A 26,589-nucleotide genomic window follows, 5' to 3' on the forward strand; every position below is an offset into this window, starting at 1 on the left:
AGTCAGGAATGATATGAATACAATAAAGGCATGGCAAATGGTTGCTAAAAGCCAGCCCTTTGAGCTAGGAACGATTCCGGTCCAAAAGTTAGAAAAGAATGAGGTACTCGTGGAAGTAGCTGGCTGTGGCGTGTGTCATACGGATCTGAGTTTCTGGCATTATGGGGTCCCTACCCGTCATGAGATTCCCCTAGTCCTAGGGCATGAAATCAGCGGGACTGTTGTTGCGGGAGTATCTGACCTTATTGGCAAGCCGGTTATTATCCCTGCAGTGATGCCATGTGGGGGATGTGATCTTTGCGAGACGGGGAGAAGTAATATTTGTCAAAAACAGCAAATGCCAGGAAATGATTTTCATGGTGGATTTGCGAGTCATACAGTGGTACCAGCACAGTATCTGGCAGAAGTACCTGTTTCCGTTCTGTCAAAACACAGTCTTCCTGAACTTGCTGTAATTGCCGATGCCATTTCAACACCTTATCAGGTGATGCTAAAGAGTGGAATCCAGGAAGGTGATTTTGCAATCATAATTGGAGTTGGGGGTGTAGGGATTTATGGGGCTCAACTTGCAAGTGTTTTCGGAGGAAAAGTACTGGCACTGGACATCTCACAGGAAAAACTGGATCAACTCGGCCAAATAGGTATAGGGCAGACACTGAATATATCTGACATGGGTATAAGAGAAATAAAAAAGGCTGTAAAGGAGAAATGTCAAGAGATGGGTGCACCACCCAATCGCTGGAAAATTTACGAGATGTCTGGAACTAGAGCAGGTCAAGAGTTGGCATTTGCACTGATGGGGATTGCTAGTACCTTATCTATTGTTGGTTTCACCATGGACAAACTAGAAGTGCGTCTTAGCAACCTAATGGCGTTTGATGCAACCTTGATTGGTACTTGGGGATGTAAGCCTGAATTATACAATAACGTTCTGGGACTAGTCGATGAGGGAAAAATTGAAATAAAACCATTTACTGAAACCTTTCCCATGTCGCAAATCAACGAAATCTTTAAAAAGACCTTGGAACACCAATTAAGCAGACGTTCGGTGATGATTCCAGATTTTTGAATAGGAACAAAAAATGAACAACAGACAAAATAATTGGAGCAAAAAATGAATAACAACTTGGCAAGTCACAATCTGGTCGAAACAAATTTCAAAGAAATAATCTATGAGTCACGCCCCTGTCTGGACAATGACGGAAAGGCGGTTAATGGACTGAACAATGCATGGATTTTACTGAATAATCCTGAGCAGTATAACTCTTACACAACCGCGGCCGTGAAGGAGATTATTTTGGCATTTCGAGCGGCATCCAATGACCGCAGTGTTGTTGCAGTTGTATTCTCAGCTGTAGGCGATACGGCATTCTGTACTGGCGGAAATACAAAAGAATATGCTGAGTATTATGCAGGCAATCCACAAGAATATAAACAATATATGCGTCTGTTCAACGACATGGTTTCTGCTATTCTGATGTGTGACAAACCCGTAATCAATCGAGTGAATGGAATGCGAATCGCCGGCGGTCAGGAAATCGGAATGGCTTGTGATTTCTCGATTGCACAGGACCTGGCCCGTTTCGGGCAGGCTGGCCCGAAGCATGGTAGCGCTCCCGACGGTGGCTCAACTGATTTTCTGCATCTGTTTGTTGGTGCGGAATTGGCAATGCTTTCCTGTACAGTATGCGAACCATGGAGCGCGCACGAAGCACTACGGCATGGATTACTGTCAGAAATAGTACCTGCTCTGAAAGTTGACGGTAAGTTCATTCCAAACCCACTAGTCAGAACAGATAGATGGATCAGCAAGTGCAAGGGTGAAATCATCTTTGGCCTCCCCAGAAAAGGAAAAGCGCTGGACGAAGCAAAAGCAATACTGAAAAAGGGTGAAATAGATCTATCATTGCTTGACAGTACCGTGGAAAAAATGTGTACTAAACTGATGTTGACATTCCCCAATTGCTTGAGTAAAACCCTCAACTCCGTCCGCAAGAAAAAGCTGGAACACTGGGACAGAAACAAGGAGAGCAACCGCGATTGGCTGGCGTTAAATATGATGACAGAAGCAAAGGCTGGTTTCAGGGCATTCAATGAGGGTCAGAAAGGAAACCGCGAAGTGGACTTCATCAAGCTACGGCAGATGCTGGCTGAAGGGCTGCCATGGGATGGCGATATGCTCAAGGCAATTTTACCCAGGTAATCTTACATGACTGAGTTTTTCAAGCCTTGAAAGTTCCTATTTCAAGATTGTCAATATTTACCACCCCCTAGGTAAACAACGGTGTCTCACAGTATAACAGTTCTGAAATCTAAATTGCACAATGCGGTAGTAACACACGCTCTCAAAGACTATGTGGGTTCTGTTGCGCTAAGCCAGGACTTGATTGATTTGGGCAAATTTCGAATTCATGAACAAGTACACCTGTGGAACATAACACAAGGCACTCGACTGGTCACCTACGTCATGAAATATGAAGGAGAAGATAGAGGTATAATCTGTGTGAATGGTGCAGCAGCACATCTTGCTAATTCAGGAGACAAAGTTATTCTTGCTACATTTGCAGAAATAGATTCGGAGGAATCTTGGAAACCTCACGTAGTCATCATGAATGATGAAAATCGTATTGATGAACGTGAAGAGGAAAAAGCAGAGGATTTGGATAACTATGATTTGAGGTGTGACATTTGACAAAATCAGTACCGATACCCGAAGGGACCCTGTCCAAGATTTTTGACGAAGCTGGGTACGACTCTAACAATTTGTCAATCCGTGAGACAAGTCATTTGGCATCTCTTATAAGTAAAGAATACGGAATCGAATTTGTAAGGATGGAAATGGGCATTCCCAACATTCCTGCTCCTGATATCGCAAGGGAGGCTGAGAAGAAGGCTATAGATGACGGTTTACAAGGTACGTATCCGCCATTTGATGGAATCCCACAATTAAAAAAAGCTGGAAGCGATTTTGTCAAGGCATTTTTGGATTTGGATGTGAAGCCCGAACATGTAGTGCCTACAAGTGGATCATTGCAAGGTGGATACATCTCTCAAGCACTCGCGGGAAATATGCATCCGGGAAAGAATACTATATTATATCTTGACCCAACCTTTCCAGTAAGTAGGTATCAGGCCCGGTTTCTCGGATTGGAAAGTGATGGAATTGAAATGTATGATAATCGAGGATCTGAACTAGTGAATGCGGTAGAAAAACGAATTTCTAAGGGAGATATTGGGGGAATTCTATGGTCATCACCAAACAATCCCAGCTGGTCTTGTTTAACGAAAGAAGAATTAAAAGAAATAGCCAGAATATGTGACGATAATCAGATACTGGCAATTGAGGACCTCGCGTATTTAGGAATGGATTTCAGAAAGGACTATTCTGTACCGTACTCAGAACCATACATACCTTCGATTGGCAAATTCGGTACCAACTGGATCACGTTAATCTCAGCGTCCAAGGCTTTCTCATTACCTGGGTCAAGATGTGCGATCGCAGTCATCTCCCCTGAGCTTACCGAACAGGAATTCGAGGGTTTGAAAAGGTTTTGTGGAAGAAACCGATTCGGCCACGCGTTTTCCCTTGGGGGCTTGTACGTAACGACCGCGGGAACTAGTCACACTGCACAATATGCCCTATCAAAAATGCTTGAAAGTGCGACCAAAGGTGATTTCAATTTTATAGACACTACTAGAATTTATGGAGAAAGGGCAAGCCATGTCAGAAAAATATTCCTGAAATACGGTTTTAAACAAGTTTATGATAAGGATATGGATGAACCGGTAGGAGACGGGTTCTATCTTACAATGTCCTATCCTGGCTATGACGGGAATAACCTGATGATAGAATTGTTGAAGTATGGAATTTCCACAATTACTCTAAAATCGACCGGTTCAAATAGGCACGAAGGGTTGAGAATCTGCATATCTTTTGTGGACTCCGAAGACATCCCTGTTTTAGAAGATAGATTGCAAAAATTCATGGAGAACAACAATTGAAATTAAACGACATTACCCAGGTAATCTTACATGACTGAGTTTTTCAAGCCTGAATTTAAACAGTACCTTCGGTCAGGTTGTTTTGTCGATAGTGATGCTCCTGCAGTAGTTGAATTTGCTCAGGCGGTGAGCTCTGGATCGGCGGAAAAGAGAGAGAAAGCAGTCAGTATCTACTACGCTGTGCGAGATACAATTCGCTACGACCCATACAACATCGATTTAGCTCCTGAAGCTCTGACTGCCAGTTCTGTTCTGGCTAAGGGCAGAGGATTCTGCATAGTAAAAGCTAACCTACTGGCTGCCGCTGCAAGGGTGGTAGGTATCCCCAGTCGCCTCGGATATGCTAACGTACGCAACCACCTAACCACAGAGCGCCTTAACCAGTACATGAGGAGCGATGTTTTCGCCTTTCACGGTTTCACAGAACTTTACCTTGAGGGGCGCTGGGTGAAGGCAACGCCTGCCTTCAACCTCTCCCTCTGCCAGCGTTTTGACGTCAAGCCTCTGGAATTTGACGGACAGAACGATTCCATATTTCATGAATACGATTCTCAGGGTCAACGCCATATGGAATACTTGCAGGATCTAGGTCACTATGCCGACTTACCCCGAAAACTGATGATTGCTACATTCCGAAAACATTATCCTCATCTCTACGATGGAACCGCCACCACACTCGATGGTGATTTTGAAGCAGATGCCTCTTTATCTTGAGGTCAAACTGAGATACCCTACAGCCTTTAATGTGATTCTAGCTAGGTAATCATGGAGAAAGTAATTACAGAGTCATTTTTTGATGGGCAGGTGGTTCGGTTTGTCCTGAATGCGCCTAAAATCAACGTACTGGATGCCGAGATGATGGCAGAATTACAGTCGGGATTGGGAACTATGGGTCACGACGTTAAGCTGATACAGTTTATGGGAGCTGAAGATAATTTCAGTTATGGCGCATCAGTACCAGAACACACCAAAGAAAATGCTCAGGAAATGTTGATCCAGTTCCATGGACTTTTCAAAACTCTAATGCGCCTGTCGGTCCCTACAATGGCAATGGTGTCGGGACAATGTCTTGGTGGTGGAATGGAACTGGCTATTTCGTGTAACTTCCTTTTCCTAGACGAAACTGCAAGATTGGGCCAACCCGAAATTGTGTTGGGAGTATTCGCACCTCCGGCATCCTTGATTCTGCCAATGAAGGTTGGTCAGGCCAAAGCCGATGAATTGCTTCTTTCCGGCAGGAGCATGAAACCTAATGAGGTTATGTCTTCCGGTTTGGGGACGCAGCTTTTTGAGAGCCAACAATCAATGATAGATGGTGCCAATAACTGGGTCGAAAAACACATCTTGGGAAAGAGTGCATCATCTCTGCGTTTTGCCAGCCGCGCAGCACGGACGGCATTTAACGAAAACTTATCTGTGAGTCTGGACAAACTTGCTGAGACATACACAACCAAATTAATGGAAACTCACGATGCTAATGAAGGTATAGAAGCTTTTTTGGAGAAACGGAAGCCGAAGTGGACAAATAGTTGATAGATAGAATCATCCATTTTGGAATAATAAATTGGTGCAAGGATTATGAAGGCTTACAACCATGATCCATTGTGAGCTTCGAATCTGTGTGGGTTGCCGCATGTGCGAGGTTGCTTGCAGCTCGTTTCACTTTGGCAGTGTCACCCGGGCTATGTCCCGCATTCGTGTCGCCAAGCTGGAAAGTGTAGGTTTGGAGATGGCCATTGCCTGCCTCAGTTGCTTGGAGAAACCCTGTTTAGAGTGCCCCACTACGGCATTGTCTGTAGGCGACAAAGGCGAAATAATTCTGGATGAAGATTTATGCACGTCCTGCCAAATCTGTGTGGATGCATGCCCGGTGGGTGCTATCGGATTTTACGATCACTTGCCTCTTTATTGTGATCTGTGTGATGGTGCCACTTCCTGCGTGACCGCCTGCCCCAGCGGCGCTCTCTCATACATCGAAGATCACCGGGACAGTAGTCTGGTATCCTTCCTCCAGACTGATGGAAATCCCAATCAGAAACGTGCGAATTACGTTTCCGTGCAGGGTGAACCAATCCGCGAAGAATGGAAGGATGGCTTGAGGGTAGATTCGTGAGTATCTGCCGAGGAACAAGTCTGCGAGTGGATCTGACTTACGGCAAGGTCGAAAAAAGTCAAACACCAGATAATGGAATTGGAGGGCGAACATGGAACAGTATCACACTAATGAATGAATTAAAGCCCGGGATAGATCCACTGGGGCCAGAGAATATTCTTTGTATTGCAGTGGGACCACTTACAGGAAGCGAATTGATCGGAACCTGCCGATTTATCGCCAGCGCCAAGAGTCCACTTACGGGGATTCTAGGAGATTCGGGAGCCAGAGGATTTTTCGCCCCGGAGCTACGGTGGGCCGGTTATCAACAAATTGTTTTCACAGGAGCTTCAGACAGGTGGACTTATCTTTTTATCGACGATGACAAAGTAGAACTCCGTGACGCTTCACACTTGGTGGGCCTGGACATCACAGAGACAACCGTCCAGCTTCAAGATGAACTTCACGATCCTGATCTCCAGGTTGCCGCCATTGGTCCCGCCGGAGAGAACCTAGTTCGATACTCAATAATTTCCTGCAATCTCGCTCGGGCTGCCGGTCGGACAGGAATGGGGGCAGTTATGGGGTCGAAGAAACTCAAAGCTATTGTTGTCCGGGGTAGTAAGCCAGTAACAGCCGTAGATCCAAAACGGTTCAAGAATACATGCGAACAGTTCAAACAGAGGATTGAAGAGAACGATGAGTTTGAAGACCGGCATAAGTTTGGAACAACAAAAATCATGGATGAACTAGCAGAGATGGGCGTGTTACCAGCTTATCACTACAGAACAGCTCTTTTTGATGACCTAAAAAAAGTCAATGGTACGGCTCTACGCTGCGAACATGTCGTAAAAGCGAAATCGTGCTATAACTGCAATATCTATTGTTCTCGCTACACATATACAAAGTATAATGAAGGAGAAGGCCCAGAGTATGAGGCCCAGGCGGGATTTACCGTTAAATGTGGAAATCCCGATTTGGAACTGGCTGTAGCTGTATCCAATACAGTCAATAGGCTTGGGCTCGACTGCATCAGTATGGGAGAAGTCATCGCTTGGCTTATGGAATGCAGACACGAAGGAATAGTATCGGATGCGGAGGTTGGCGATATAGATCTATCTTGGGGTTCGAAGGAAGCCCTGCTTCGACTCCCTGAAATGGTTGCTCACAGGGAGGGAATAGGTGACCTGTTGGCGGAAGGGACAAAGCGTGCAGCAAAGCAATTTGGTGAAGAAGCGCAAAAACTGACAGCCGAAGTGAAGGGGTTAGAACTGTTTTCTGCTGATCCCCGGGGGATTAAGGGATATGCTCTCATGAATGCTGTCAATTCCCGGGGCGGAGATCACTATCGCGGCGAACCGTCTATTGAATTGACAGGAGATGAGGAATTGGCTCTGAAGCGTACAGGAAACCGGGATGCGGCCCATAGATTAAAAGAGGAGGGGAAAGGGGTATTGGTTAACTATGCCGAACATATGGGGATTCTTTCTGACAGCATGACTCTTTGCAAGAATATTTCCTGTTGTATGGTGGATGTCATCGGCTTTGATTTCGCAGCAGAGGCTTACTCAGGGCTGCTAGGGCGTGATATAAAGGCGCAACAACTTTGGGAAATCTGTTCCTATGTCAGCCAAGTCGAAAGAGAATTCAACATTCGCGAAGGCCTCCAACCAGAAGATGACACTCTTCCTGCCCGCTTTGTGGATTACCCCATTCCAGATGGACCGGCGAAGGGGACGACGATAGATATTGATAGAATGGTCAAGGATTATTACAAAGAAAAAGGGTGGAAAAACAACTAACAGGAAAATTATGGAGATTTTATGAGCAAACGCTTGGAAGGAAAGACAGCATTAGTAACTGGGGGAAGCTCCGGGATTGGTACAGCCATCGTTCAGAGTCTAGCAGGAGAAGGTGCGAATGTCGCTTTCACATATCACAGCAATAAGGAAGGGGCGGAAACAGTTCTTGCAGAAATAGAATCAATGGGCGTGAAGGGTATATATTTTCAGGCAGATATGGCAGATTATGCTAAAGCTCAAGAAATAGTAGACCAGGCCATTGAAAAATTTGGAACCTTGGATATTCTGGTGAATAATGCCGGCGCCAATCAGGATAGGGTAATTTGGAAAATGACAGAAACAATGTGGGACGAAGTCATTGCTACTGATTTAAAAGGTGTTTTCAACTATATTCGGGCCGCAGCTCCCACTTTCAGGGAAAAGAAATCTGGCCGAATCATTACCATTTCGTCCATTAACGCCCTCCGGGGAAAGTTTGGCCAATCGAATTATGCTGCTGCCAAAGCTGGTGTGATTGGCTTGTCTAAAAGTGTGGCCAAGGAAATGGGACGGGCAAATGTAACTGTGAATGTCATCTGTCCCGGACTTATCGCGACTAAAATGATCCAGAGTATGCCGGATGATTTCAAGAAGAAAGCACTGGAAGAAATTGTGCTGGGCCGCATCGGTAGCCCAGAAGATATTGCCGAATTGACCACCTTTTTGGCTAGTGACAGTGCAAAACACATTACCGGTGAAGTTATCAAAGTAGATGGAGGACAATATATCTGATGAATCCAGTTTTTTTAATTGACGGCTGCCGTTCACCAATTGGTAGGGGCCATCCAGAAAAGGGACTATACCATAACCTTCGTGCGGATGAATTATCTGTTCAAGTTCTTCAGGCTCTGATTGATCGTACCGAGCTCAATCCGGAACAGATTGATGATTTTTATCTCGGATGTGTCGGTCAGCATCTGGAACAGGGAAAGAATTTAGCCCGGTTAATTATTCTTCTGGCCGATTTGCCTGAAACAACACCAGGCGCTACGGTTAATCGCCTGTGCAGCTCTAGTCTGACTGCCCTCCAGATGGCAACCGACAGTATCAGGGCAGGAACGAATAGCCAGATGCTGGTTGGCGGCGTCGAGCATCTGGGCCATGTCCCCATGACGGCAGCTTTGGGATACCATCCGAATCTTTTCAAGAGCTACGATTTTCAGTGGACCAATATGGGCCTTACTGCGGAAAAGCTATCAGAAGATTTTGGCATTAACCGGACTGAGCAGGACGCATTTGCGATGGAATCCAACCGGCGATACTTTGATGCCTGCGAGGCTGGTTTCCTTACTAGGGAGAGGGTACCTGTGACTTTGCCTGACGGGAAGGTTGTCACCGAAGACCAAGAGCCCCGTCTCTCAACACTGGAATCACTATCGGGGCTGCGAACAGTCTTCAAGGAAAATGGCACGGTCACGGCGGCGAACAGTTCAGGAATTTCAGACGGTGCCTGCATGGCCTGGATAGGGGACCAAGGCACTGTCGAGCAGTCCGGCAAAGAACCGCTAGCGGAAATCATGACGACCGCCAATGTCGGGTTGAATCCGGAAACCATGGGTCTTGGTCCTGTTTCTGCAATAAGAAAATTACTGAAGATGACGGGACTATCACTGGATGAAATCGACCTGTTCGAAATTAATGAGGCCTTTGCGGTACAGGTACTAGCATGTCAACGAAAACTCGGTATTGATGAAACTAAATTGAACATTCATGGTGGCGCCGTTGCCCTAGGACATCCGCTAGGGATGTCTGGTCTGAGGATTGCGGTGACACTTGCCCATAGCATGGGTGCACAGAATGCCCACTATGGAATAGCTTCACTCTGTGTGGGGCATGGGCAGGGAGTGGCTATGCTTTTGAAACGATAAAACGACCAATTCATGGAAAAAATTCAATTAAGCATTAATGGTTCGGTACGTACTATTCTAATAGATTCTCATGAGACAATCCTTGAAACCCTTCGCAATCGACTAAATCTCACTGGGACCAAACAATGCTGTAATGAAGGCACTTGCGGCAGTTGTACGATTCTGCTGGACGGCAAACCTGTTCTGGGGTGCCTGACACTGGCAATCTGTTGTGTTGATAAGGAAATTGTTACTATTGAAGGAGTCAGCCCGGGAAATGACTTACACCCCGTACAAAAATATCTGGTACAAGACGGTGGTTTGCAGTGCGGTTTCTGTACACCTGGAGTGGTGATGACCTCGATTCCATTTCTAGAAAAAAACCCCAACCCTTCCAGAGCTGAAATCAGAGAGGGTATTGCAGGAAATTTATGCCGGTGCACGGGTTATAAAAAAATCATTGAAGCAATCGAAGATGCTGCTGAGGAGATGAATAGATGAATGGTCCTATTGGGAAGCCGACGCCCTCCATCGACGGAGTTCAGAAAGTGACTGGACAGGCTATGTACACTGACGATTTGAGGTTCCCTAACATGCTTTTTGTCGGCTTACTAAGAAGTCCCTATGCCCATGCCCGTATCAAGCATATTGACACGTCTGTAGCAAAAGCAGACCCGGATGTGGCAGCAGTTACCGTTGGTACTGATCTACCTATTTCCTTCGGTGTTTTAGCTATCAGTCCTGATGAAAATGCCATGGCTGTTGAAAAAGTAAGGTATGTGGGTGAAATCGTTGCTGCTGTTGCTGCAGAAACTATGGAGGCCGCTTGGAACGGTGTGAAAAAAATAATCGTAGAGTATGAGCCTCTCCGTGAATTTCTTGACCCTCACGAATCACTGGAAACTTGTAGGGAAGATGAACAGATTCACAGCCATACAAAGGATAATAAGAATATCCACAAGACTGCTGAACTACGATTTAATGAACCAGAAAAGGCATTGAGAAACTTACCATTCCAGCGGAAGGAGTCATTCAAATTTGCAGGCGTAACTCACGCATTTACTGAACCGCATTCGACCATTGCTATCTGGAATGGAGACGAAACCCTCACGGTCATCAGTGCGACACAGGTTCCCCACTATCTCCACAAGAACTTGTCAAAAGTGTTAGAACTCCCTATGCATCGAATTCAGGTTAAGAAACCTGCACTGGGAGGTGGTTTCGGTGGAAAGAGTGACCCCTTTCCCCATGAAATGATTACTGCATATCTATCCATGAAGACTAGAAGGCCAGTGAAATGCACCTTTTCCAGAGAAGAAGTTTTCATCACCAATCACGGCCGACACCCCACCCAGATCGAGATGTCTGTCGGTTGTGATGATGATGGAAAAATAATCGCCTTGGATACAGATGTCATAATTGATGGTGGAGCCTACGGAAGTTTCGGAGTAGTAACCTCCTATTACAATGGTGTATTGCTTCAGGGCCCTTACAAGATAGATAAATTTGGTTTCCGGACACGGCGAACTTACACGAACAAACCTCAGTGTGGTGCCATGCGTGGGCATGGTGCTGTGAATCCCAGGTATGCCATTGAAGTAATACTAGATATGTTGTCACATGACATGGATATGGATCCCTGTGACCTGCGGCAAATAAATTTTCTGCCCGAAAATACCTTGACTGTTGGGCAACTGCGTATCACCAGTAACGGCGTGCAGGATTGCCTGAAGGCAGTACGCAAAAAATCGGACTGGGATAACCGTTACGGAAAGCTCCCGTACGGTCGTGGGCTTGGTGTTGCCTGTGGTTTTTTCATCAGTGGCAGTGCGCTACCTATTATCTGGAACCGTTATCCACAGACTGTGGTGCATGCAAAACTCGACTTTGATGGCAGAGTCGTCATGTTCAGTGGTGCCAGTGACATTGGTCAGGGGAGTGATACACTACTGGTTCAGATTGCTGCCGAAGAACTAGGCATTCCCATGGATTTTGTGCAGGTGGAGACAGCAGATACCAAGACCACCCCGGTTGATTTAGGCAGCTATTCCAGCCGTGTTACTTTCATGGCCGGAAATGCCGCAAAAGTAGCTGCCGAAAAAATCCGTAACGAATTGGCTTGCGCAATTGCCAATGAGAAGGGAGTGCCTGTAGATGATATTTGCTTCAGTAATGGGAAAATATTCACTGATGATGGGACCTTGGACATATTATGGGAAGATGGCGTAGAAATTGCCATGGCTGGCCGGGGTTCGTTCGTTAAAAGTGGATATTATATCTCACCCAAGATGGGAGGTGATTTCAAGGGTGCTGGAGCCGGGCAGAGTCCCGCATACAGTTTTGGTGCTTTTATCTCCGAAGTAGTAGTAAATTCGGATACGGGGGCTGTAAATGTTGAGAAAGTCTGGGCCGCCCATGACTGCGGGAAGGCATTGAATCCGCTGGCTGTCGAAGGCCAGATTGAAGGCAGCATTCATATGGGGCTGGGCCAAGTCGTTTCCGAAGACATGCGCTATGAAAAGGGCCAGATAATGAATGCCAACTTCTTTGACTATCGCATTCCCTACAGTGTAGATACTCCGGAAATGGATGTGACAATTATTGAATCCAATGATGAAGAAGGCCCATATGGTGCTAAAGAGGCTGGCGAAGGGCCTATTCATCCAGTCTTACCATCTATCGGGAATGCTATTTTTGACGCGGTGGGAATCCGGATGACAGAATTGCCTCTCACCCCAGAAAAAATACTGGCAAAAATTCAGGAGAAAAACTGATGGATTTTGAGTTGAATAGTGATCAGGAATTGATTCAGAAAACATTTCGTGATTTTGTAGAGCAAGCAGTCATACCACAAGCAGAGGCGATTGATCAAAGGAAAGAGTTTCCAATGGAATTGTTCAAGAAGGTGGCAGACCTTGGCTTTTTTGGTATGCGCTATCCTGAGGATGCGGGTGGGGTTGGTGCAGATACCATTTCTTACTGTCTTGCAACTATTGAATTAGCCAAAGGTTCACTCTCGCTGGCAGCTGCCTGTACCATGCAATCACTGATGGCTACCTATTTCCTCTACCGTTTCGGCGATGATGATTTGAAACCGTATTTTGACCAAGCATTGAAAGGCGGAAAAATTGGCACAATCTGCATGACCGAACCTGACGCCGGAAGTGACCTGAACAGTATCCGCACAATGGCTAACGTACTTGATGACGGTTTCGTCCTGAGTGGACAAAAAATTTGGGTAACATCTGCACCAGTAGCAGATTTTCTGACTGTTTTCGCCAAAACAGACAATCATGAAAAAATCTCTATATTCTTTGTCCCAACCAATCTAGAAGGTGTCACAATTGGAAAGAACATAGATAAACTCGGTGTTCGCGGCTCCGTAACCAGTGAAGTGTCTTTCGATAGGGTGAAGCTTCCCGGGAACTACCTACTAGGTGAGATTGGTGAGGGGACGACATGCCTCAGAGAAATTCTTGCAGAGATAAGAATAATGACTGCTGCCCTCTCCGTAGGGGTAGCAACGGCCGCTCTTGAAGAGGCTGTCAAATATGCCAAAACACGTGTCCAATTCGGAAGGCCTATCGGAAAGTTCCAGGCCATAAGGACCAAGTGCGCCGAAATGACTGTCCAACTTGAGACTGCACGCCATTACCTCTTCTACGCGGCATCTCTCACTGACCGTGATTTACCAAGACAAAAAGAGTCGATGATTGCCAAACTGTACGCCTCCGAATGTGCCAATTCGATTTGCGATGTGGCGTCTAGGATTTTTGCGTCTTACGGCTATGCCACTGAATACCCGTTACAGAGGTATCTGCGTGATGCTCGGTTCCTCCTCATCGGCGGTGGGACATCTGAAATCCTCTCAATTAATATAGGTAAGGAGATGGGGCTGTGAACCACTCCTTTTCCAGCATTATCTTCTCGAGTCTCGACGACGAAACGCAATTCATATATCCTTTCTTACATGGAGCGAACTATGCAATATAGGAACGCCTACATTCCCTATGGTGGTTATTGGAGCACCCCGTTCTGCAAGTGGCAGGGTAGTTTTGCTAATCTGCACCCAATGAAATTCGCAGCTAAAGTTGCGAGGGATGCACTGGCAACGCGCCAACTTTCTGCGAAGATCTTCGACGCTCTACATCTGGGAACAACCGTGCCTTCCAAGTCATCGTTCTACGGTGCACCTTGGATGGCAGGTATGATTGGTGCGGAAAACATTACTGGTCCGACAATTGGGCAAGCGTGTGCCACTTCAGCGCGAGTAATTGCCAGTGCTGCGTTCGAGGTAGAAACTGGTGATAAGGCTGAATCTGCGATTCTTTGCATTACGGCTGATCGCACATCCAACGGACCTCACCTGCTCTACCCAAATCCAGCCTCGCCGGGTGGTAAGGGTGATGCTGAAGATTGGGTTTGGGACAATTTCAACTGGGACCCGTTTGCGCGCAATGCTATGCTAGACACTGCCGAAAATGTGGCCAGAGAGGTAGGTATAAGCACAGAAGAGCAGCATGAAGTTGCTCTGTTGCGCTACGAACAGTATCAGGCTGCACTGATGGACGACGCAGCTTTCCAGCGTCGCTACATGGTTTCGCCAGTAGAAATCAACCCTAGTGGGCGTAAAGTTATTGGCACAATCAAGACCGATGAGGGGATATTTCCCACAACGTTTGAAGGTTTGGCAAAACTCAAACCAGTACTGCCAGAAGGTAGTGTCACTTTTGGTGGACAGACCTTCCCAGCAGATGGCAACGCGGGCATGATAATCACCACAGCAGAACGCGCCGCGAAATTAAGTGTGAATTCAGCTATCACAGTACAGTTACTCAGTTTTGCTCAGGCCAGGGCGAAGAAGGGCTTCATGCCCATGGCAAACGTTCCTGCATCACAACGCGCACTGGAACTGGCTGGAATAGGCATATCCGATGTAAAGACAATCAAAACACACAACCCATTTGCAGTGAACGACATCTTCTTCTCACGCGAAATGGGTGTGTCAAAAGAGGCCCTGAATAATTATGGCTCATCACTAGTCTGGGGCCATCCACAGGGACCAACAGGTATGCGACTGATCATGGAAATGATCGAAGAACTCGCGCATCTTGGTGGAGGCTACGGTCTGTTCACCGGTTGCGCTGCTGGTGACACTGCGGCGGCGATTGTGTTACGGCTGGATGCATAGTTTTACCATCAGCTGGTTTAGAATAATACGTATAATAAGCGACGGGACTGAATGAAAATCTTACTGTCAAAACCTGGACTTGATGGCCATGATGTAGGTGTGAAGGTGCTAGCGCACGCACTCAGGGAAGCGGGTTTCGACATTTTTTACACAGGTCTGAGAAAATCAATCGAGGAAATCGTGAATCAGGCCAGAGAAGTTAACGCCGATATGATAGGCCTTTCCATACTTTCAGGAACTCATGTCATCATCTGTCAACGGATGCAGGAAGTTCTGGATGAAGAGGGAGTTACTATTCCGTGGCTGGTTGGCGGCAATATACCACTCGAAGACTTGGAGATGATGGAAGGTTGCGGTGCCACAGCAATTTTCCCAACAGGGACAAAAATAGATGAAGTCGTCACTTTTCTCAAAGAATATCAAACAGTATGAAAAATCCAGACAAGAATGAAGGCAATGGCAAATTGTCTAATTTGATGACAGATGATATGAAAAAAGTTCTATTGGAATCTGGTATTGAGGTAAAATCTCTCTACACAAAAGAAGACGTGGAGAAGTCGGAAGCTGACCATAATCTTCCGGGAGAATATCCTTTCACACGCGGCATCCATCCCTTGATGTATCGTAAACGTCCCTTTACCATCAGGCAATACGCTGGCTTCGCGTCTCCCGAAGAAACCAATAAACGATTCAAGTTTTTGATTGAAAATGGCCAAACGGGCCTGAATGTAGCCTTTGATCTGCCGACTCAATGCGGATATGATTCGGATAATCCAAAGGCATTTGGTGAAGTGGGGCGTGTTGGTATGGCTGTAGACACACTGGATGATTTCGAAATAGCATTTGACGGCATCGACCTAGATAAAATAACTGTCTCTCTGACCATCAATGGCGCTGCAATAGTTCTAATGGCGATGTATTTCGCTCTAGCTGAAAAGAGAGGGTTTGATATTCGCACCTTGAGAGGGACCGCCCAGAATGATATCCTGAAGGAATTCATCGGTAGAGGAACGTGGATTTTTCCAGTAGGCACATCTGTAAAACTGGTGGTAGACACTGTAGAGTATTGTGCCCGAAACGTCCCCAAATACAGCCCCGTTAGCGTCTGTGGCTACCATATTCGGGAATCGGGCGCTAATCCAGTCCAGGAAATGGCTTACGCTTTCAGTATTGCCAAAGCATACACCGATGAAACTCTGAAACGGGGTGTGGACATCGATGAATTCGCATCTCGTCTATCATTCAATTTCGATATTTACGGGAATTTATTTGAACAAATTGCCAAGTTCCGTGGAGGTCGCCGTTTATGGGCCAAAATCATTCGAGAAGAATATCGTGCAAAGAATGACCGGTCATCGTGGATGCGAATGATTGCTGGCGGTGGTGGTGGTGGCCTTACCAAAGAACAGCCTGAGAACAACATTATTCGCAGTGCATACTATGCATTAATCAGCGCTCTGTCAGGAACCCAAACCATGGCACTTTGCTCTTATGACGAAGCCTATACCATCCCAACAGAAAAAGCTGCGGAACTTTCACTCAGAACTATGCAAATACTTATCCACGAAATGGGGATATGTGACACCGTGGATCCTTTGGGGGGCTCATATTATGTAGAGACACTAACAGATAAGTTTGAGAACAAAATTAGGGCTGAGATGAAGAAAGTCGAAGCTATGGGAGGTATAGTCGCTGCAATTACTACTGGCGAAATTCAGGATATTATTTCGCATCAGGCATATGATAGAGAGAAGAGAATTCAAGGGGGTGACATACCCAAAGTCGGGGTCAACATTTTCCAGAGAGAAGAAACTCCCAAATCGGTAGAATTTCATCCCTACAACGCAGAGGCAACAGACTTTCAGGTAGAGAAACTACGTAAGATGAGGAAGAAAAGGAATTCCAAAAAAGTCAATCAATGCCTCAATCTATTGAGAGAGGATGCCAGAAACGACAAGAATTTGTTACCCCCTGTCATTGAGGCCGTGAAGGAATACGCAACTGTCGGTGAAATTATTCAAACACTCAAAGATGTTTATGGTGAATATGAAGAACCTATTTTCTTTTAGAGGTTATTAACCATCCACACAATACTTTCTCTTGAGCAAGCACTCACGCTTCCCTACGCTACGCAGCGTTTCGTCCAGCTGGGCTGGCGAGTCATTCGTATTGAAGCGCCGCGAAAATCAGAACATGAAAACTCTGGTGATCCAAATCGCTATATTGGAGAAGATACAGGAGTGGATGATCTTCACGCCTACTACATCGCTCCGAATGTGGGAAAAGAAGCGATTACTATAAACCTTCAGAAAACAGAAGGGCAGACATTACTAAAACAACTAATTCATGAACTCAAAGTTGACATCTTCTTGTGCAACACCCTCCCTAAACGCTATCAGCAGCTGGGCATAGATTTCGAGAGTTTGAAGGAAGCTAATCCAGCCCTAATCTGGTGCGGGATTTCCGCTTTTGGACCAGACTATCCTGAACGGGCCGGATATGATCCTGCTCTTCAGGCGATGCTCGGATATATGCATCTAACTGGAGAGTCTGATCGTGATCCTACGATGTGTGGTCTCCCTATTATTGACTTGAGAACCGGCGATGAGGCATTCACACAGATTCTGCTGGCCTTGATGGAACAGAAAGAAACAGGAAAGGGCAAACGAATTGATGTCTCCATGGCACAATGCGCTGTGTCGTGGCTGATTACAGCATTGCCACAGCTGTCTTTTGTAAACAATGAAAAAGACCTCTTCAAACGAAGTGGAAATGAACATCGTAGTTTCATCCCATCTAATTGTTATCCTACAAAAGATGGGTATGTGTACTTGGCTATTGGGAGCGACACTCAATGGCTGAAATTAACTCAAATCAAGGATTTCGAACATCTTTCGAAGCCAAGTAGAAATACAAATAACGGACGAAAAGAGGAGAGAGAAAAAATTTATGCCGATATCAGGAAAGGCCTGAAAAATTATACAACGAAAGCATTTATTGAAATATGCTTGGAGAATAATTTGGCCGTGGCCCCGGTTAACACTGTCAAAGAAGTAGCAGCTCTTGATTTTGTCAGAGAGCAAATGGTCAAAACGTGTTTGCCGAACGGTAATGAAGTAAATCTTTTCCCTGCCCCTTTAATTACAGAATTTTTGGAAGAGAATGATTGTAAGTTGAGTTGTGCACCGAGATTGGGTGAACATAATGAGAGCATTCTGAGCGAAGCTGGTCTTGCTTCAGAAGAGATTCTAAGGCTGAATAACACTGGCGTGATTTGAAAGAAACCCACAATTCCAGATTTCAAAACCAAGTTGATGCGTCTGCAGGCAGCACTTTTATCCTACAGGGAAATTCTGCTTTTGCACTAGGTGTCATCCACGCCGGTTATCATGCGGCAACTGGATATCCGGGAACGCCAAGTACGGAGGTGATCGATAAATCTCTGGCTCACGTCAAGGACCGAATCCAAGTCGGCTGGTCTGTCAACGAGGCGGTAGCCGTTTCCACGGCCTTAGGTCATGCTATGGCAGGTCATGACGCTCTCGTCACGATGAAAATTCCTGGTGTGTATCAAGCTGCAGATGCTATCACTACCAGTGCGTTTTTCAGTGGAGATGCAGGTGCCCTGGTAATTTACGCCCCGACTGACTACGTTCCATCAAGCACCCAGCACTTGGTAGACCCCCGCTACTTCTTCGCTTCGACACGGTTGCCAGTATTAGAGCCTCGGAATCACCAGGAGATGTACGATATTGCCTCAACGGCCGCAGATCTCAGCAGGAAATTCCATACTCCAGTAGTAGTCCTGGCATCAGGAATCCTCGCTCATTCTGAAGCTCTGATTCGTACAAGAGAATCTCGAATTACTGAGCCACGGGAGCTCCCTGACAATCTCCATGAGTGGATGCTTCTTCCAAATATTGCCAGAGCGAATTATAATGAAGCAACCAGAAAGCGAATACCCGAAATTAGGAAGTGGTGTACATCAAGTGACCTTGTTACAGAAACATACGGAACAGAAGACTGGGGGATTATTGCCAGTGGCTGGAGTGAAATTATTGTCAGGGAAGCCCTTGATATTGCTGAAGCGGATCCATCCATACTTTCCCTCGCCATGACCAATCCTGTCCCTGAAGAGGCCATAAGGCATTTTGCTCAAAAAATTAAGGGGAAACTGTTTGTCATCGAGGACGGAGACCGGTTTCTGGAGGAAAGAATACGGCTGCTGGATATTCAGGTCACTGGCAAGGAAGAACTAAGTGTTATCACTAACTGGACTCCTGAAGATGTTCTGAGTTTCCTCTCCGAACACTCGATTATCAGTCACCTGCCTGAGAAAAAAGATATAGGGCTTGAACCCCTTCCCAGACCGCCTGCAATTTGCCCCGGCTGTCCCTACAAAGCATTCGCCCTAGCAATAGCCAAACTCAAACGAAAACGGAAGCTGTATGCGTCTTTTGGCGACATCGGCTGCTCGACACTGCTCTATTTCTACGATGCACTGGATACCGTATCATGCATGGGCGCTTCCGATTCTATGCGCCAAGGTTTTGTTCTGTCGCGGCCTGAGATGGCTCATCAGACCATCAGTGTTATTGGCGATTCAACCGAATGCCACTCGGGTATGGATTCCACTCGTAATGCCGTATTCAGGAATGTCCCTGGCGTGAAGATCATTCTTGATAATTATTCCACGGCAATGACTGGTGGGCAGCCTGCTCCTAGTTCGGAGGTCAATCTAGAAGGACGACCACACAATTTCAGTCTGAGGAAGGCTATAGAGGCTGAAGGAGGGAGGACTGTTGTCGTAGATGCATTTGACTTGAAAGCCGTTGAAAAGGAACTGATCACATCCTTGGCTTTGGCTGAGGAAGGTTCATATTCAACTATAATCCTTGAAGGAGACTGCATTCTGGGTGTAGATAAACAGAAGTTAAGCAGGAGCATAGAATTTGATTATGATAGCTGCCGAAAGTGCGATTTGTGCAATATGTGCCCCGGGATAGAGACAGACAATGAGAGAAAGCCCCACTACACGACTCTATGCACCAATTGTGCTGCCAACAATCCAGTCTGTCTACAGCGCTGCCCCTTCGATGCAATTGTAGCTATAGATGAGGGATTGAAAAGTAGGCCACAGCTACCCGAGCCAGAACCAGTCGAACTGCCAACTATCGAAAGGGATAGTCTGCCTGATTCATTACGAGTCGCCATCAGGGGGATAGGGGGTCAAGGAAATCTGTTCTTCGGCAAAATCCTCTCGGAGGTGGCACTAAGGACTCCCTATGCTAATAGCCACATTGTGAAAGGGGACACACAAGGTATGGCTCAATTGGGTGGCCCCGTTCTCTCTACATTCGGTTGTGGAGATGTTGTCTCTCCAATATTAGCACCAAGTTCTGCTGATGTTTTAGTCGTGATGGAAATCAGTGAAATTCTCAGACCGGGATTTCTGGGGATGCTGAAACCCGGAGGAACAATCATACTGAACAAGTTCGCTCTGTTGCCGATAACGGCCCAAGAGGAGGAGTATCCACCTGAGGAAGAAATAATCAAGGCACTTGAGGGGCACAAGGTGGTCCAGATTGATGCCACCGAGGTGGCAATAGATTCTGGAGATCAAACTGCCGAAACAGCAAACATGGTGATGCTGGGGGTGCTTTCCATCACAGAACCATTCAATTATATTCCGGACGAAACATGGCAAACCGCTATTCTTGCTCTATCACCTAATCACCGGAGAGCAATGAATATTGTTGCGTATAACAATGGCCGAAAACAGGGAGAGAATCTGATTCCAACTTAAACATGAACTAACGTCACCCCTGATACCAAGATTATGGAAGAAAACTCCTTTAATATATCATTCACAATCAACGGCAGTTACTGTGAAAAGCAGATTCCTGCATCTCTCCTCCTCATCAATTTGATTCGAGATGAGTTGAAATTGAAAGGTACTAAACCTGGATGCATGGAAGGGGAGTGTGGCGCCTGTACTGTACTAGTCGATGGAAAGGCGATTAACTCCTGCCTCTTTCCAGCCATTAACATTACTGGCAGGGAGGTCGTAACAATCGAAGGAATACCAGATGGTGAGAAAACGCTTGATTCGGTACAGGAATCACTAATTCAGCATGGAGCGGTACAATGCGGTTTCTGCACGCCAGGGATGGTGATGGCCATAAAGTCATTTGTCGATCAATGCAAGATGGAAGGGCATCTCCCAACGAGAGAGGAGATTGAGGATTCATTGTCGGGGAATATCTGTCGCTGTACAGGCTACACCAAGATTATCGATGCTTCTGAAGCACTTTTCGATGAATCCTCAGGAACTTGATGAATGTGGAAATGAGTACAATCGGCAAACCAACGCCAAAATTGGATGCTGCTGACCGCGTGAGCGGCAAGGCAGTTTATGGTCCAGACATCGAAATTTCCGGGATGCTGCATGGTGCTATTTTACGGACTGAATACCCTTCAGCCAGAATAGATTCAATCGATGTGTCACAAGCATTGTCCCTGCCAGGAGTCGAGTGTGTTATTACTGCAAGTGACATTGATACGAATAACCTCGGTTACCGGAAGGATCATCCCGTCATGAAAGGTGATGAAGTCAATTGTATCAGGGATGAAGTTGCTGCCGTGGCTGCTGTTACGAAGGAATTGGCTATGGAGGCGCTCAAACTGATTAAAGTAGAATATTCACCACGAAAGGGTATTTTCAATCCGTTCGATGCACTGAAAACCACAGCCCCGCAGATTAACCGATTCAACCACGACAAAGAAGGTAATCCGAATATTTCGGAGTCTTTTCATTACGAACACGGCGATATGCAAAAACAGAAGGAGAAAAGCACTTGTGTGGTTAGCAGACAGTATGTCCTGCCGAAGGTAGCACATAGTTGCATGGCAACAAGCAACGTTACGGCCAACTATTCTGATGTGGATGGCAGACTGACGATGTACAGTTCAACCCAGGTCCCCTTCCTCTATCAACGAGAGATTGCACATGCTCTTAAGATGAAACCGTCAAAAATTCGGGTCATTCAACCTATTATTGGTGGCGGATTTGGAAGTAAACTCGATCTTCACCCATTCGAACCAATCTGTGCTTTACTTTCAATGAAGACGGGGCGGCCTGTCCAAATTCTATACGACAGGAAAGAGGAATTCATCGCCTCTGCCATCAGACAGTCCATGATAATCGACCTCACCACTGGTATGGACGAGAACGGGAATTTTACTTTCAGGGAAGTGAAAATCACAAAGGACAATGGTGCCTACACTTCATGGGGTGCAAGGAGCTCTTTCGTGATGATGCAAACGTTTTCATCACTCTACAAAATTCCAGCTTGTACCTATAATGCAGATGCTGTCTACACGAACAATGTCTTTGCTGGCTCCTTTCGGGGATTCGGCAATCCTCAAGCTACTTTCGCCCTCGAGCGGAACATAGATCTGATGGCTGATAAACTGGGCATTGATAGAGCAGAAATACGCCTACTCAATGCCAATCTTCCTGGAGAAATTACTGGTCAGGAACTAGTGTACGGTACGTGTGGGCATAAACAAGCTCTAGAATCTGTAGTTAAAAACAGCGATTACAATACGAAGAAAAACGGAACGACCTGTTCCAATCGCTACAGGCGCGGAATTGGTTTTGCCTCCATGCTCCATGTGGGTGGCGGTGCCAAAATATATCCTTCTGACGGATGCGGTACCACTCTCAAGCTTGATACCTATGGCTATTTGACTATCATATCAGGCTCCAGCGAAATCGGACAAGGTTCAGAAACCATATTGGCCATGTTTGCCCGGGAAGAACTGGGGATTGATCTGGAGAAAATTCGGATTATCAACAGCGATACTGACGTAAAGCCATGGGACGTAGGCGTTCACGCTTCGCGTACAGCTTTCGTGGCTGGTAATTCACTTCTTGGAGCGCTGAAGAAACTAAAGCATAAGCTTTCGTCAAAAGCCTCCCAGCTACTTGACACGGTCCCAGAAGATTTGATTTATATTGATGGAAATATCCAATCTGACAAGACAGGTGACTCATACAAAATTGACAAAGTCGTGAGGGAGATCCACTTCAAGACACCACATGAACTGTGTGAAGTTTCATATTTCTATGAGCCTTCCAGTGAATTTCAGGACAAGCAATACAAGGGAAATGTATCGGGGTGTTACGCATTTGCATCCCAAGCGGTAGAGGTCCAAGTAGACACTCTCACTGGAAAAGTTGAGGTTCTGGACGTCTATATGGCACAGGATGTAGGAAAAGTACTGAACCCACTGGGGCTTGAAGGACAGATTGAGGGGGGAGTTGCAATGGGGCTGGGTTACGCCCTGAGCGAAGAACTGTTTTCTGATGAGGGATATCTGCTAAATCCGACATTTCATGATTATAAGTTGCCCACTACGCGTGACATCCCAAGGATTCATTTTTATCCTGTGGAAACTGACGAACCGTCGGGACCGTATGGTGCGAAAGGAGTGGCAGAAGCGCCATTAGTCCCTACAGCGGCAGCCGTTACGAATGCTGTATGTCACGCCCTAGGTGTTGAAATCAACACCATTCCGCTTACTCCGGAGAGAGTCCTTAGGGCTCTTGACGGGAAACAACAGATTAACAATTGAAATGGGAATCGAGATAGAAACACCCGAAACGACCGAAGACCTCCTACAGATAATCAACCGGAATATCAACGGTAATTTCAGATTCGGCGCAGGATATACTGACCTAGTTCTTGAGTTGAAGCAGGAACCACAAAAAGACTTGCTGATAATCAATTTGGCCCAGATGGATGACAGTGATTTTACAACAATTCAATTCGTAGATGAAGGCATCAGAATTGGAGCTTTAACAACTATTGCTGAAATCATGACGGACAAGAAAGTTCGCCATCGGGCACCTGTTGTGGTTCAGGCAGCGGAAAACTTTGCCTCACGCCAGATTCGAGAGGTTGCTACTGTGGGCGGAAACATTTGCACAGCTTCTCCTGCTGGAGACATGTCATGTGCTTTGACAGCTCTGGAAGCAAGCTGCGAGATACTGAATGTAGAGGGAGATGTGCGTTCCGTCCCAATTGCAGAATTTTTTTCGGGTGTCAAACAGACTGTCTTGAGGGCAGAAGAAGTTTTGCGGAGTGTGGTTTTCCCCTTGAACAGAACTGAGGACATCGTGCACTCTCGTTTCGTCAAGGTTGGTGTCAGAAACGCGATGGAGATAGCTATCGTATCTCTTGCGTTCCATGTACTGGCGAACAATGATGGAAATGTCACATCGTCAGGTGTGGCCATTGGCTCTGTGGCCCCGACAATCAAGTTTGCAAGATCTGCCTGCGATTTCTTAGCAGGCAAAAATCATTCCCGTTTAACAAACAATGAACGTGAAAAATTTGCCACTATGGTGCTCGATTGTGCCAGTCCAATCACGGATCTGCGCGCCTCGGAATGGTACCGCCGAGAAGTACTTTGGAATATCTGCAGGGACATCTTTAATGATTGAATTGAAAGAGAATCTATACACAAGCTCAAAGACACCACTTAGTAGAGTGTGGTATGTGTATGACGTGAAATTTTTTGGTGAACCATGAGTTACCGTTACAAAACCTTATCCATATCTAAGCTTTCGATAATCGGTGCTGGTCAGATAGGGCCTGATATATGCCTGCACTTTTCGAAAGTGTTTTCGAAAAGCAGTGTTGAACTGATCCTGGTTGATATATCTAATGACGCACTTTCGAATGCAAAGACCAGAATAGAAAAGAAAATCCAAAGAGGTGTTGAAAGCGGTGCGTTCAGACCAGCAATGGCTGAAACAATGAGGAACAGTATATCGTATACCACAGATTATCAGGCAATCGCAGGTTCGGCAGTAGTTCTGGAAGCTGCCACAGAGGACGAAAAAATAAAAAAAATAATTTTCAGCCAAGTCGAAGAGATTTGTGGAGAAAAATGCCTGTTCCTGTCAAATTCGTCTCACATGCGCCCGGAAGTAATTTTTCAGAATATTGTCGAAAAAGAACGCTGCCTTGTCACTCACTACTTTTTCCCAGCTGAACGCAACCCTGTTGTAGAAATAGTACCTGGTGCAGACACTAGCGAAACAATTACCACTTCGCTTATGGAGTTCTATGAAGCTATCGGAAAGGTTCCCATCAGGGTGAAAAGTTCCTACGGTTACGCTATCGACCCTATTTTTGAAGGACTTTGCCAGATGGCTATTTTATGCCTTGAAAAGGGATATGGCACCGTAAAGGAGATTGATGCTGCCGCCTGCAAGGCACTGGGACTGGGTGTGGGCCCCTTCACTGCGTTGACCCTGACGGGGGGAAACCCCATCACTGACCATGGTCTGGATGAAATGAACCATGAACTCATGCCTTGGTTTAAGTCACCCAAGACACTGCAAGAAGAGGTCAGAAATGGTACTAGTTGGGAGATTGCCCAACGGGGCGAGGAAGTGAACATTGCCTCGGAAAAGGAGGCCATTTTGGAAAAACAATTTCTCGGCGCTTATTTTGCACTCTCTTCCTTCATTATAGATAAGGGAATCAGCAATGTTAATGATCTTGATATGGCGTGTGAGATAGCGTTGGTAATGAAAGCTCCTTTTACTCTAATGAATAAACTCGGTCTCAACAATGTTTACCAGCTTGTTGAAGATTTTTGCAATGAGCAGGATGGATTTTCCATTCCAGCATCGCTCGAAGCTGCGCGGGCAGCAGGAAAATGGGAGATTTCCCGAATAGTAAAAAAACTGGAAGGTCGGGTCGCAGTCTTTACTATCCGGCGTCCGAAAGTTTTGAACGCACTTAATCTTGGTGTAATTGCTGAACTGGAGAAAGGTTTGCTTGAAGCTGAAAAAGATACGTCGGTTATCGGTTCGGTCATCACTGGTTTTGGTGTAAAGGCATTTGTTTCGGGAGCAGATATCAACATGCTTGCCTCTCTGAAGACCGCTGATCAAGGATACGAAAATGCACGCCGCTTTCAGACTGTATTCAGTCGAATTCAGGCTCTTGGAAAACCTGTTGTTTGTGCCATGAACGGATTTGCTTTCGGCGGCGGAAATGAACTGGCCATGTCCTGTAGTGCCCGAATATGTCGGAAAGGATTAGCTGTTCTAGTCAGACAGCCAGAGGTTAATCTTGGTTTCATCCCTGGTGCTGGTGCTACACAGAGACTGCCACGGCTGGTGGGGGTCGACATAGCAGCAGAAATATTGCGAACAGGCCGCACTATTTCCTCTAAGGAAGCAACCGAAATTGGCTTAGTCCACAAGGAAGTGGAAAGTGACTTAATCGAAGCTGCAATTTTTCTGGTGGGACAACTGGCAGATGGGGCTCTGGAACTCGCACCTATAGCTGAACACCCTCTCAGCCAAAGTGGCGATATTCCCGACTTGGACATTGGCCATCTGAGCCAGAAGATAGACTCCCTAATCACTGAGGCGATCTATGGAGGGAGCAAAATGACCTTGGATGCAGGACTCGACTTCGAAGCGCAGCTTTTCGGGCAGTGTCTCGAAACCAAAGATATGAAAATTGGTTTAGCAAATTTCCTGACTAACGGCCCGAGAGCAAAAGCAAAATTTGTGCACAAGTAGAG

The 26,589-nt window shown here is 46.1% G+C and carries 21 protein-coding genes; all 21 read left to right on the top strand.

What is annotated here, in order from left to right; translation table 11 throughout:
• Window positions 1-13: 13 nt before the first annotated feature.
• The 21 genes from had to QGG57_03375 all read left to right on the top strand — a co-directional run bounded on the left by had (window position 14) and on the right by QGG57_03375 (window position 26,587).
• The gene (gene had, locus QGG57_03275) at window positions 14-1,069 is read left to right on the top strand and encodes a 6-hydroxycyclohex-1-ene-1-carbonyl-CoA dehydrogenase (protein MDP7007193.1); all 1,056 of its coding nucleotides are present in this window, start codon (window positions 14-16) and stop codon (window positions 1,067-1,069) included.
• A gap of 33 nt (window positions 1,070-1,102) precedes the next feature.
• On the top strand, window positions 1,103-2,203 hold the full coding sequence (gene oah, locus QGG57_03280) for a 6-oxocyclohex-1-ene-1-carbonyl-CoA hydratase (protein MDP7007194.1): 1,101 nt from the start codon (window positions 1,103-1,105) through the stop codon (window positions 2,201-2,203).
• Window positions 2,204-2,284: 81 nt separating this feature from the next.
• A complete protein-coding gene (locus QGG57_03285) occupies window positions 2,285-2,692 on the top strand; it encodes an aspartate 1-decarboxylase (GenBank protein ID MDP7007195.1) in 408 nt (135 codons plus the stop codon).
• Complete coding sequence (locus QGG57_03290; GenBank protein ID MDP7007196.1) at window positions 2,689-4,002, top strand: pyridoxal phosphate-dependent aminotransferase; 1,314 nt, start codon at window positions 2,689-2,691, stop codon at window positions 4,000-4,002. The genes QGG57_03285 and QGG57_03290 overlap by 4 nt, the downstream gene beginning before the upstream one ends.
• 30 nt (window positions 4,003-4,032) lie before the next feature.
• The gene (locus tag QGG57_03295; protein MDP7007197.1) at window positions 4,033-4,716 is read left to right on the top strand and encodes a transglutaminase family protein; all 684 of its coding nucleotides are present in this window, start codon (window positions 4,033-4,035) and stop codon (window positions 4,714-4,716) included.
• 51 nt (window positions 4,717-4,767) lie between these two features.
• Window positions 4,768-5,535, top strand: coding sequence for an enoyl-CoA hydratase-related protein (locus tag QGG57_03300; GenBank protein ID MDP7007198.1), 768 nt, complete (start codon window positions 4,768-4,770; stop codon window positions 5,533-5,535).
• Between the two features lie 606 nt (window positions 5,536-6,141).
• Window positions 6,142-7,896 (top strand): aldehyde ferredoxin oxidoreductase family protein, encoded by a 1,755-nt coding sequence (locus QGG57_03305; protein MDP7007199.1) that lies wholly within the window; start codon window positions 6,142-6,144, stop codon window positions 7,894-7,896.
• A gap of 21 nt (window positions 7,897-7,917) precedes the next feature.
• Window positions 7,918-8,667: a 3-oxoacyl-ACP reductase family protein gene (locus tag QGG57_03310; GenBank protein ID MDP7007200.1), complete on the top strand. Its 750-nt coding sequence runs from the start codon at window positions 7,918-7,920 to the stop codon at window positions 8,665-8,667.
• Window positions 8,667-9,803, top strand: a complete 1,137-nt coding sequence (locus QGG57_03315; protein MDP7007201.1) for a thiolase family protein — start codon at window positions 8,667-8,669, stop codon at window positions 9,801-9,803. The genes QGG57_03310 and QGG57_03315 overlap by 1 nt, the downstream gene beginning before the upstream one ends.
• Before the next feature lie 12 nt (window positions 9,804-9,815).
• On the top strand, window positions 9,816-10,283 hold the full coding sequence (locus QGG57_03320) for a (2Fe-2S)-binding protein (GenBank protein ID MDP7007202.1): 468 nt from the start codon (window positions 9,816-9,818) through the stop codon (window positions 10,281-10,283).
• The gene (locus tag QGG57_03325) at window positions 10,280-12,556 is read left to right on the top strand and encodes a molybdopterin-dependent oxidoreductase (GenBank protein MDP7007203.1); all 2,277 of its coding nucleotides are present in this window, start codon (window positions 10,280-10,282) and stop codon (window positions 12,554-12,556) included. The genes QGG57_03320 and QGG57_03325 overlap by 4 nt, the downstream gene beginning before the upstream one ends.
• Complete coding sequence (locus QGG57_03330; GenBank protein MDP7007204.1) at window positions 12,556-13,683, top strand: acyl-CoA dehydrogenase family protein; 1,128 nt, start codon at window positions 12,556-12,558, stop codon at window positions 13,681-13,683. The genes QGG57_03325 and QGG57_03330 overlap by 1 nt, the downstream gene beginning before the upstream one ends.
• 81 nt (window positions 13,684-13,764) lie before the next feature.
• The gene (locus tag QGG57_03335; protein MDP7007205.1) at window positions 13,765-14,973 is read left to right on the top strand and encodes a thiolase family protein; all 1,209 of its coding nucleotides are present in this window, start codon (window positions 13,765-13,767) and stop codon (window positions 14,971-14,973) included.
• A gap of 51 nt (window positions 14,974-15,024) precedes the next feature.
• A complete protein-coding gene (locus tag QGG57_03340; protein MDP7007206.1) occupies window positions 15,025-15,405 on the top strand; it encodes a cobalamin-dependent protein in 381 nt (126 codons plus the stop codon).
• Window positions 15,402-17,042 carry a methylmalonyl-CoA mutase family protein gene (locus QGG57_03345; protein MDP7007207.1) on the top strand — a complete coding sequence of 547 codons (1,641 nt, stop codon included), beginning with the start codon at window positions 15,402-15,404 and terminating at the stop codon, window positions 17,040-17,042. The genes QGG57_03340 and QGG57_03345 overlap by 4 nt, the downstream gene beginning before the upstream one ends.
• Before the next feature lie 21 nt (window positions 17,043-17,063).
• The gene (locus tag QGG57_03350) at window positions 17,064-18,251 is read left to right on the top strand and encodes a CoA transferase (GenBank protein ID MDP7007208.1); all 1,188 of its coding nucleotides are present in this window, start codon (window positions 17,064-17,066) and stop codon (window positions 18,249-18,251) included.
• Window positions 18,248-20,779: a 2-oxoacid:acceptor oxidoreductase family protein gene (locus QGG57_03355; GenBank protein ID MDP7007209.1), complete on the top strand. Its 2,532-nt coding sequence runs from the start codon at window positions 18,248-18,250 to the stop codon at window positions 20,777-20,779. Before QGG57_03350 ends, QGG57_03355 begins: the two co-directional genes overlap by 4 nt.
• 33 nt (window positions 20,780-20,812) lie before the next feature.
• Window positions 20,813-21,310: a (2Fe-2S)-binding protein gene (locus QGG57_03360; protein ID MDP7007210.1), complete on the top strand. Its 498-nt coding sequence runs from the start codon at window positions 20,813-20,815 to the stop codon at window positions 21,308-21,310.
• Window positions 21,310-23,613 (top strand): xanthine dehydrogenase family protein molybdopterin-binding subunit, encoded by a 2,304-nt coding sequence (locus QGG57_03365; GenBank protein MDP7007211.1) that lies wholly within the window; start codon window positions 21,310-21,312, stop codon window positions 23,611-23,613. Before QGG57_03360 ends, QGG57_03365 begins: the two co-directional genes overlap by 1 nt.
• 1 nt (window position 23,614) lies before the next feature.
• Window positions 23,615-24,484, top strand: coding sequence for an FAD binding domain-containing protein (locus QGG57_03370; GenBank protein MDP7007212.1), 870 nt, complete (start codon window positions 23,615-23,617; stop codon window positions 24,482-24,484).
• Window positions 24,485-24,568: 84 nt separating this feature from the next.
• Window positions 24,569-26,587 carry an enoyl-CoA hydratase-related protein gene (locus QGG57_03375; GenBank protein MDP7007213.1) on the top strand — a complete coding sequence of 673 codons (2,019 nt, stop codon included), beginning with the start codon at window positions 24,569-24,571 and terminating at the stop codon, window positions 26,585-26,587.
• The last annotated feature ends 2 nt before the right edge of the window (window positions 26,588-26,589 follow it).

The sequence above is a fragment of the Candidatus Poseidoniia archaeon genome (assembly GCA_030748895.1).
Classification (GTDB): Archaea; Thermoplasmatota; Poseidoniia; order MGIII; family CG-Epi1; genus UBA8886.

What these genes read in the sequence shown, in the direction of transcription:
- had (MDP7007193.1), top strand. Translation starts at nt 14, where the DNA reads ATGAATACAATAAAGGCATGGCAAATGGTTGCTAAAAGCCAGCCCTTT.
- QGG57_03295 (MDP7007197.1), top strand. Translation starts at nt 4,033, where the DNA reads ATGACTGAGTTTTTCAAGCCTGAATTTAAACAGTACCTTCGGTCAGGT.
- QGG57_03300 (MDP7007198.1), top strand. Translation starts at nt 4,768, where the DNA reads ATGGAGAAAGTAATTACAGAGTCATTTTTTGATGGGCAGGTGGTTCGG.
- QGG57_03310 (MDP7007200.1), top strand. Translation starts at nt 7,918, where the DNA reads ATGAGCAAACGCTTGGAAGGAAAGACAGCATTAGTAACTGGGGGAAGC.
- QGG57_03315 (MDP7007201.1), top strand. Translation starts at nt 8,667, where the DNA reads ATGAATCCAGTTTTTTTAATTGACGGCTGCCGTTCACCAATTGGTAGG.
- QGG57_03320 (MDP7007202.1), top strand. Translation starts at nt 9,816, where the DNA reads ATGGAAAAAATTCAATTAAGCATTAATGGTTCGGTACGTACTATTCTA.
- QGG57_03325 (MDP7007203.1), top strand. Translation starts at nt 10,280, where the DNA reads ATGAATGGTCCTATTGGGAAGCCGACGCCCTCCATCGACGGAGTTCAG.
- QGG57_03330 (MDP7007204.1), top strand. Translation starts at nt 12,556, where the DNA reads ATGGATTTTGAGTTGAATAGTGATCAGGAATTGATTCAGAAAACATTT.
- QGG57_03335 (MDP7007205.1), top strand. Translation starts at nt 13,765, where the DNA reads ATGCAATATAGGAACGCCTACATTCCCTATGGTGGTTATTGGAGCACC.
- QGG57_03340 (MDP7007206.1), top strand. Translation starts at nt 15,025, where the DNA reads ATGAAAATCTTACTGTCAAAACCTGGACTTGATGGCCATGATGTAGGT.
- QGG57_03345 (MDP7007207.1), top strand. Translation starts at nt 15,402, where the DNA reads ATGAAAAATCCAGACAAGAATGAAGGCAATGGCAAATTGTCTAATTTG.
- QGG57_03360 (MDP7007210.1), top strand. Translation starts at nt 20,813, where the DNA reads ATGGAAGAAAACTCCTTTAATATATCATTCACAATCAACGGCAGTTAC.
- QGG57_03365 (MDP7007211.1), top strand. Translation starts at nt 21,310, where the DNA reads ATGAATGTGGAAATGAGTACAATCGGCAAACCAACGCCAAAATTGGAT.
- QGG57_03370 (MDP7007212.1), top strand. Translation starts at nt 23,615, where the DNA reads ATGGGAATCGAGATAGAAACACCCGAAACGACCGAAGACCTCCTACAG.
- QGG57_03375 (MDP7007213.1), top strand. Translation starts at nt 24,569, where the DNA reads ATGAGTTACCGTTACAAAACCTTATCCATATCTAAGCTTTCGATAATC.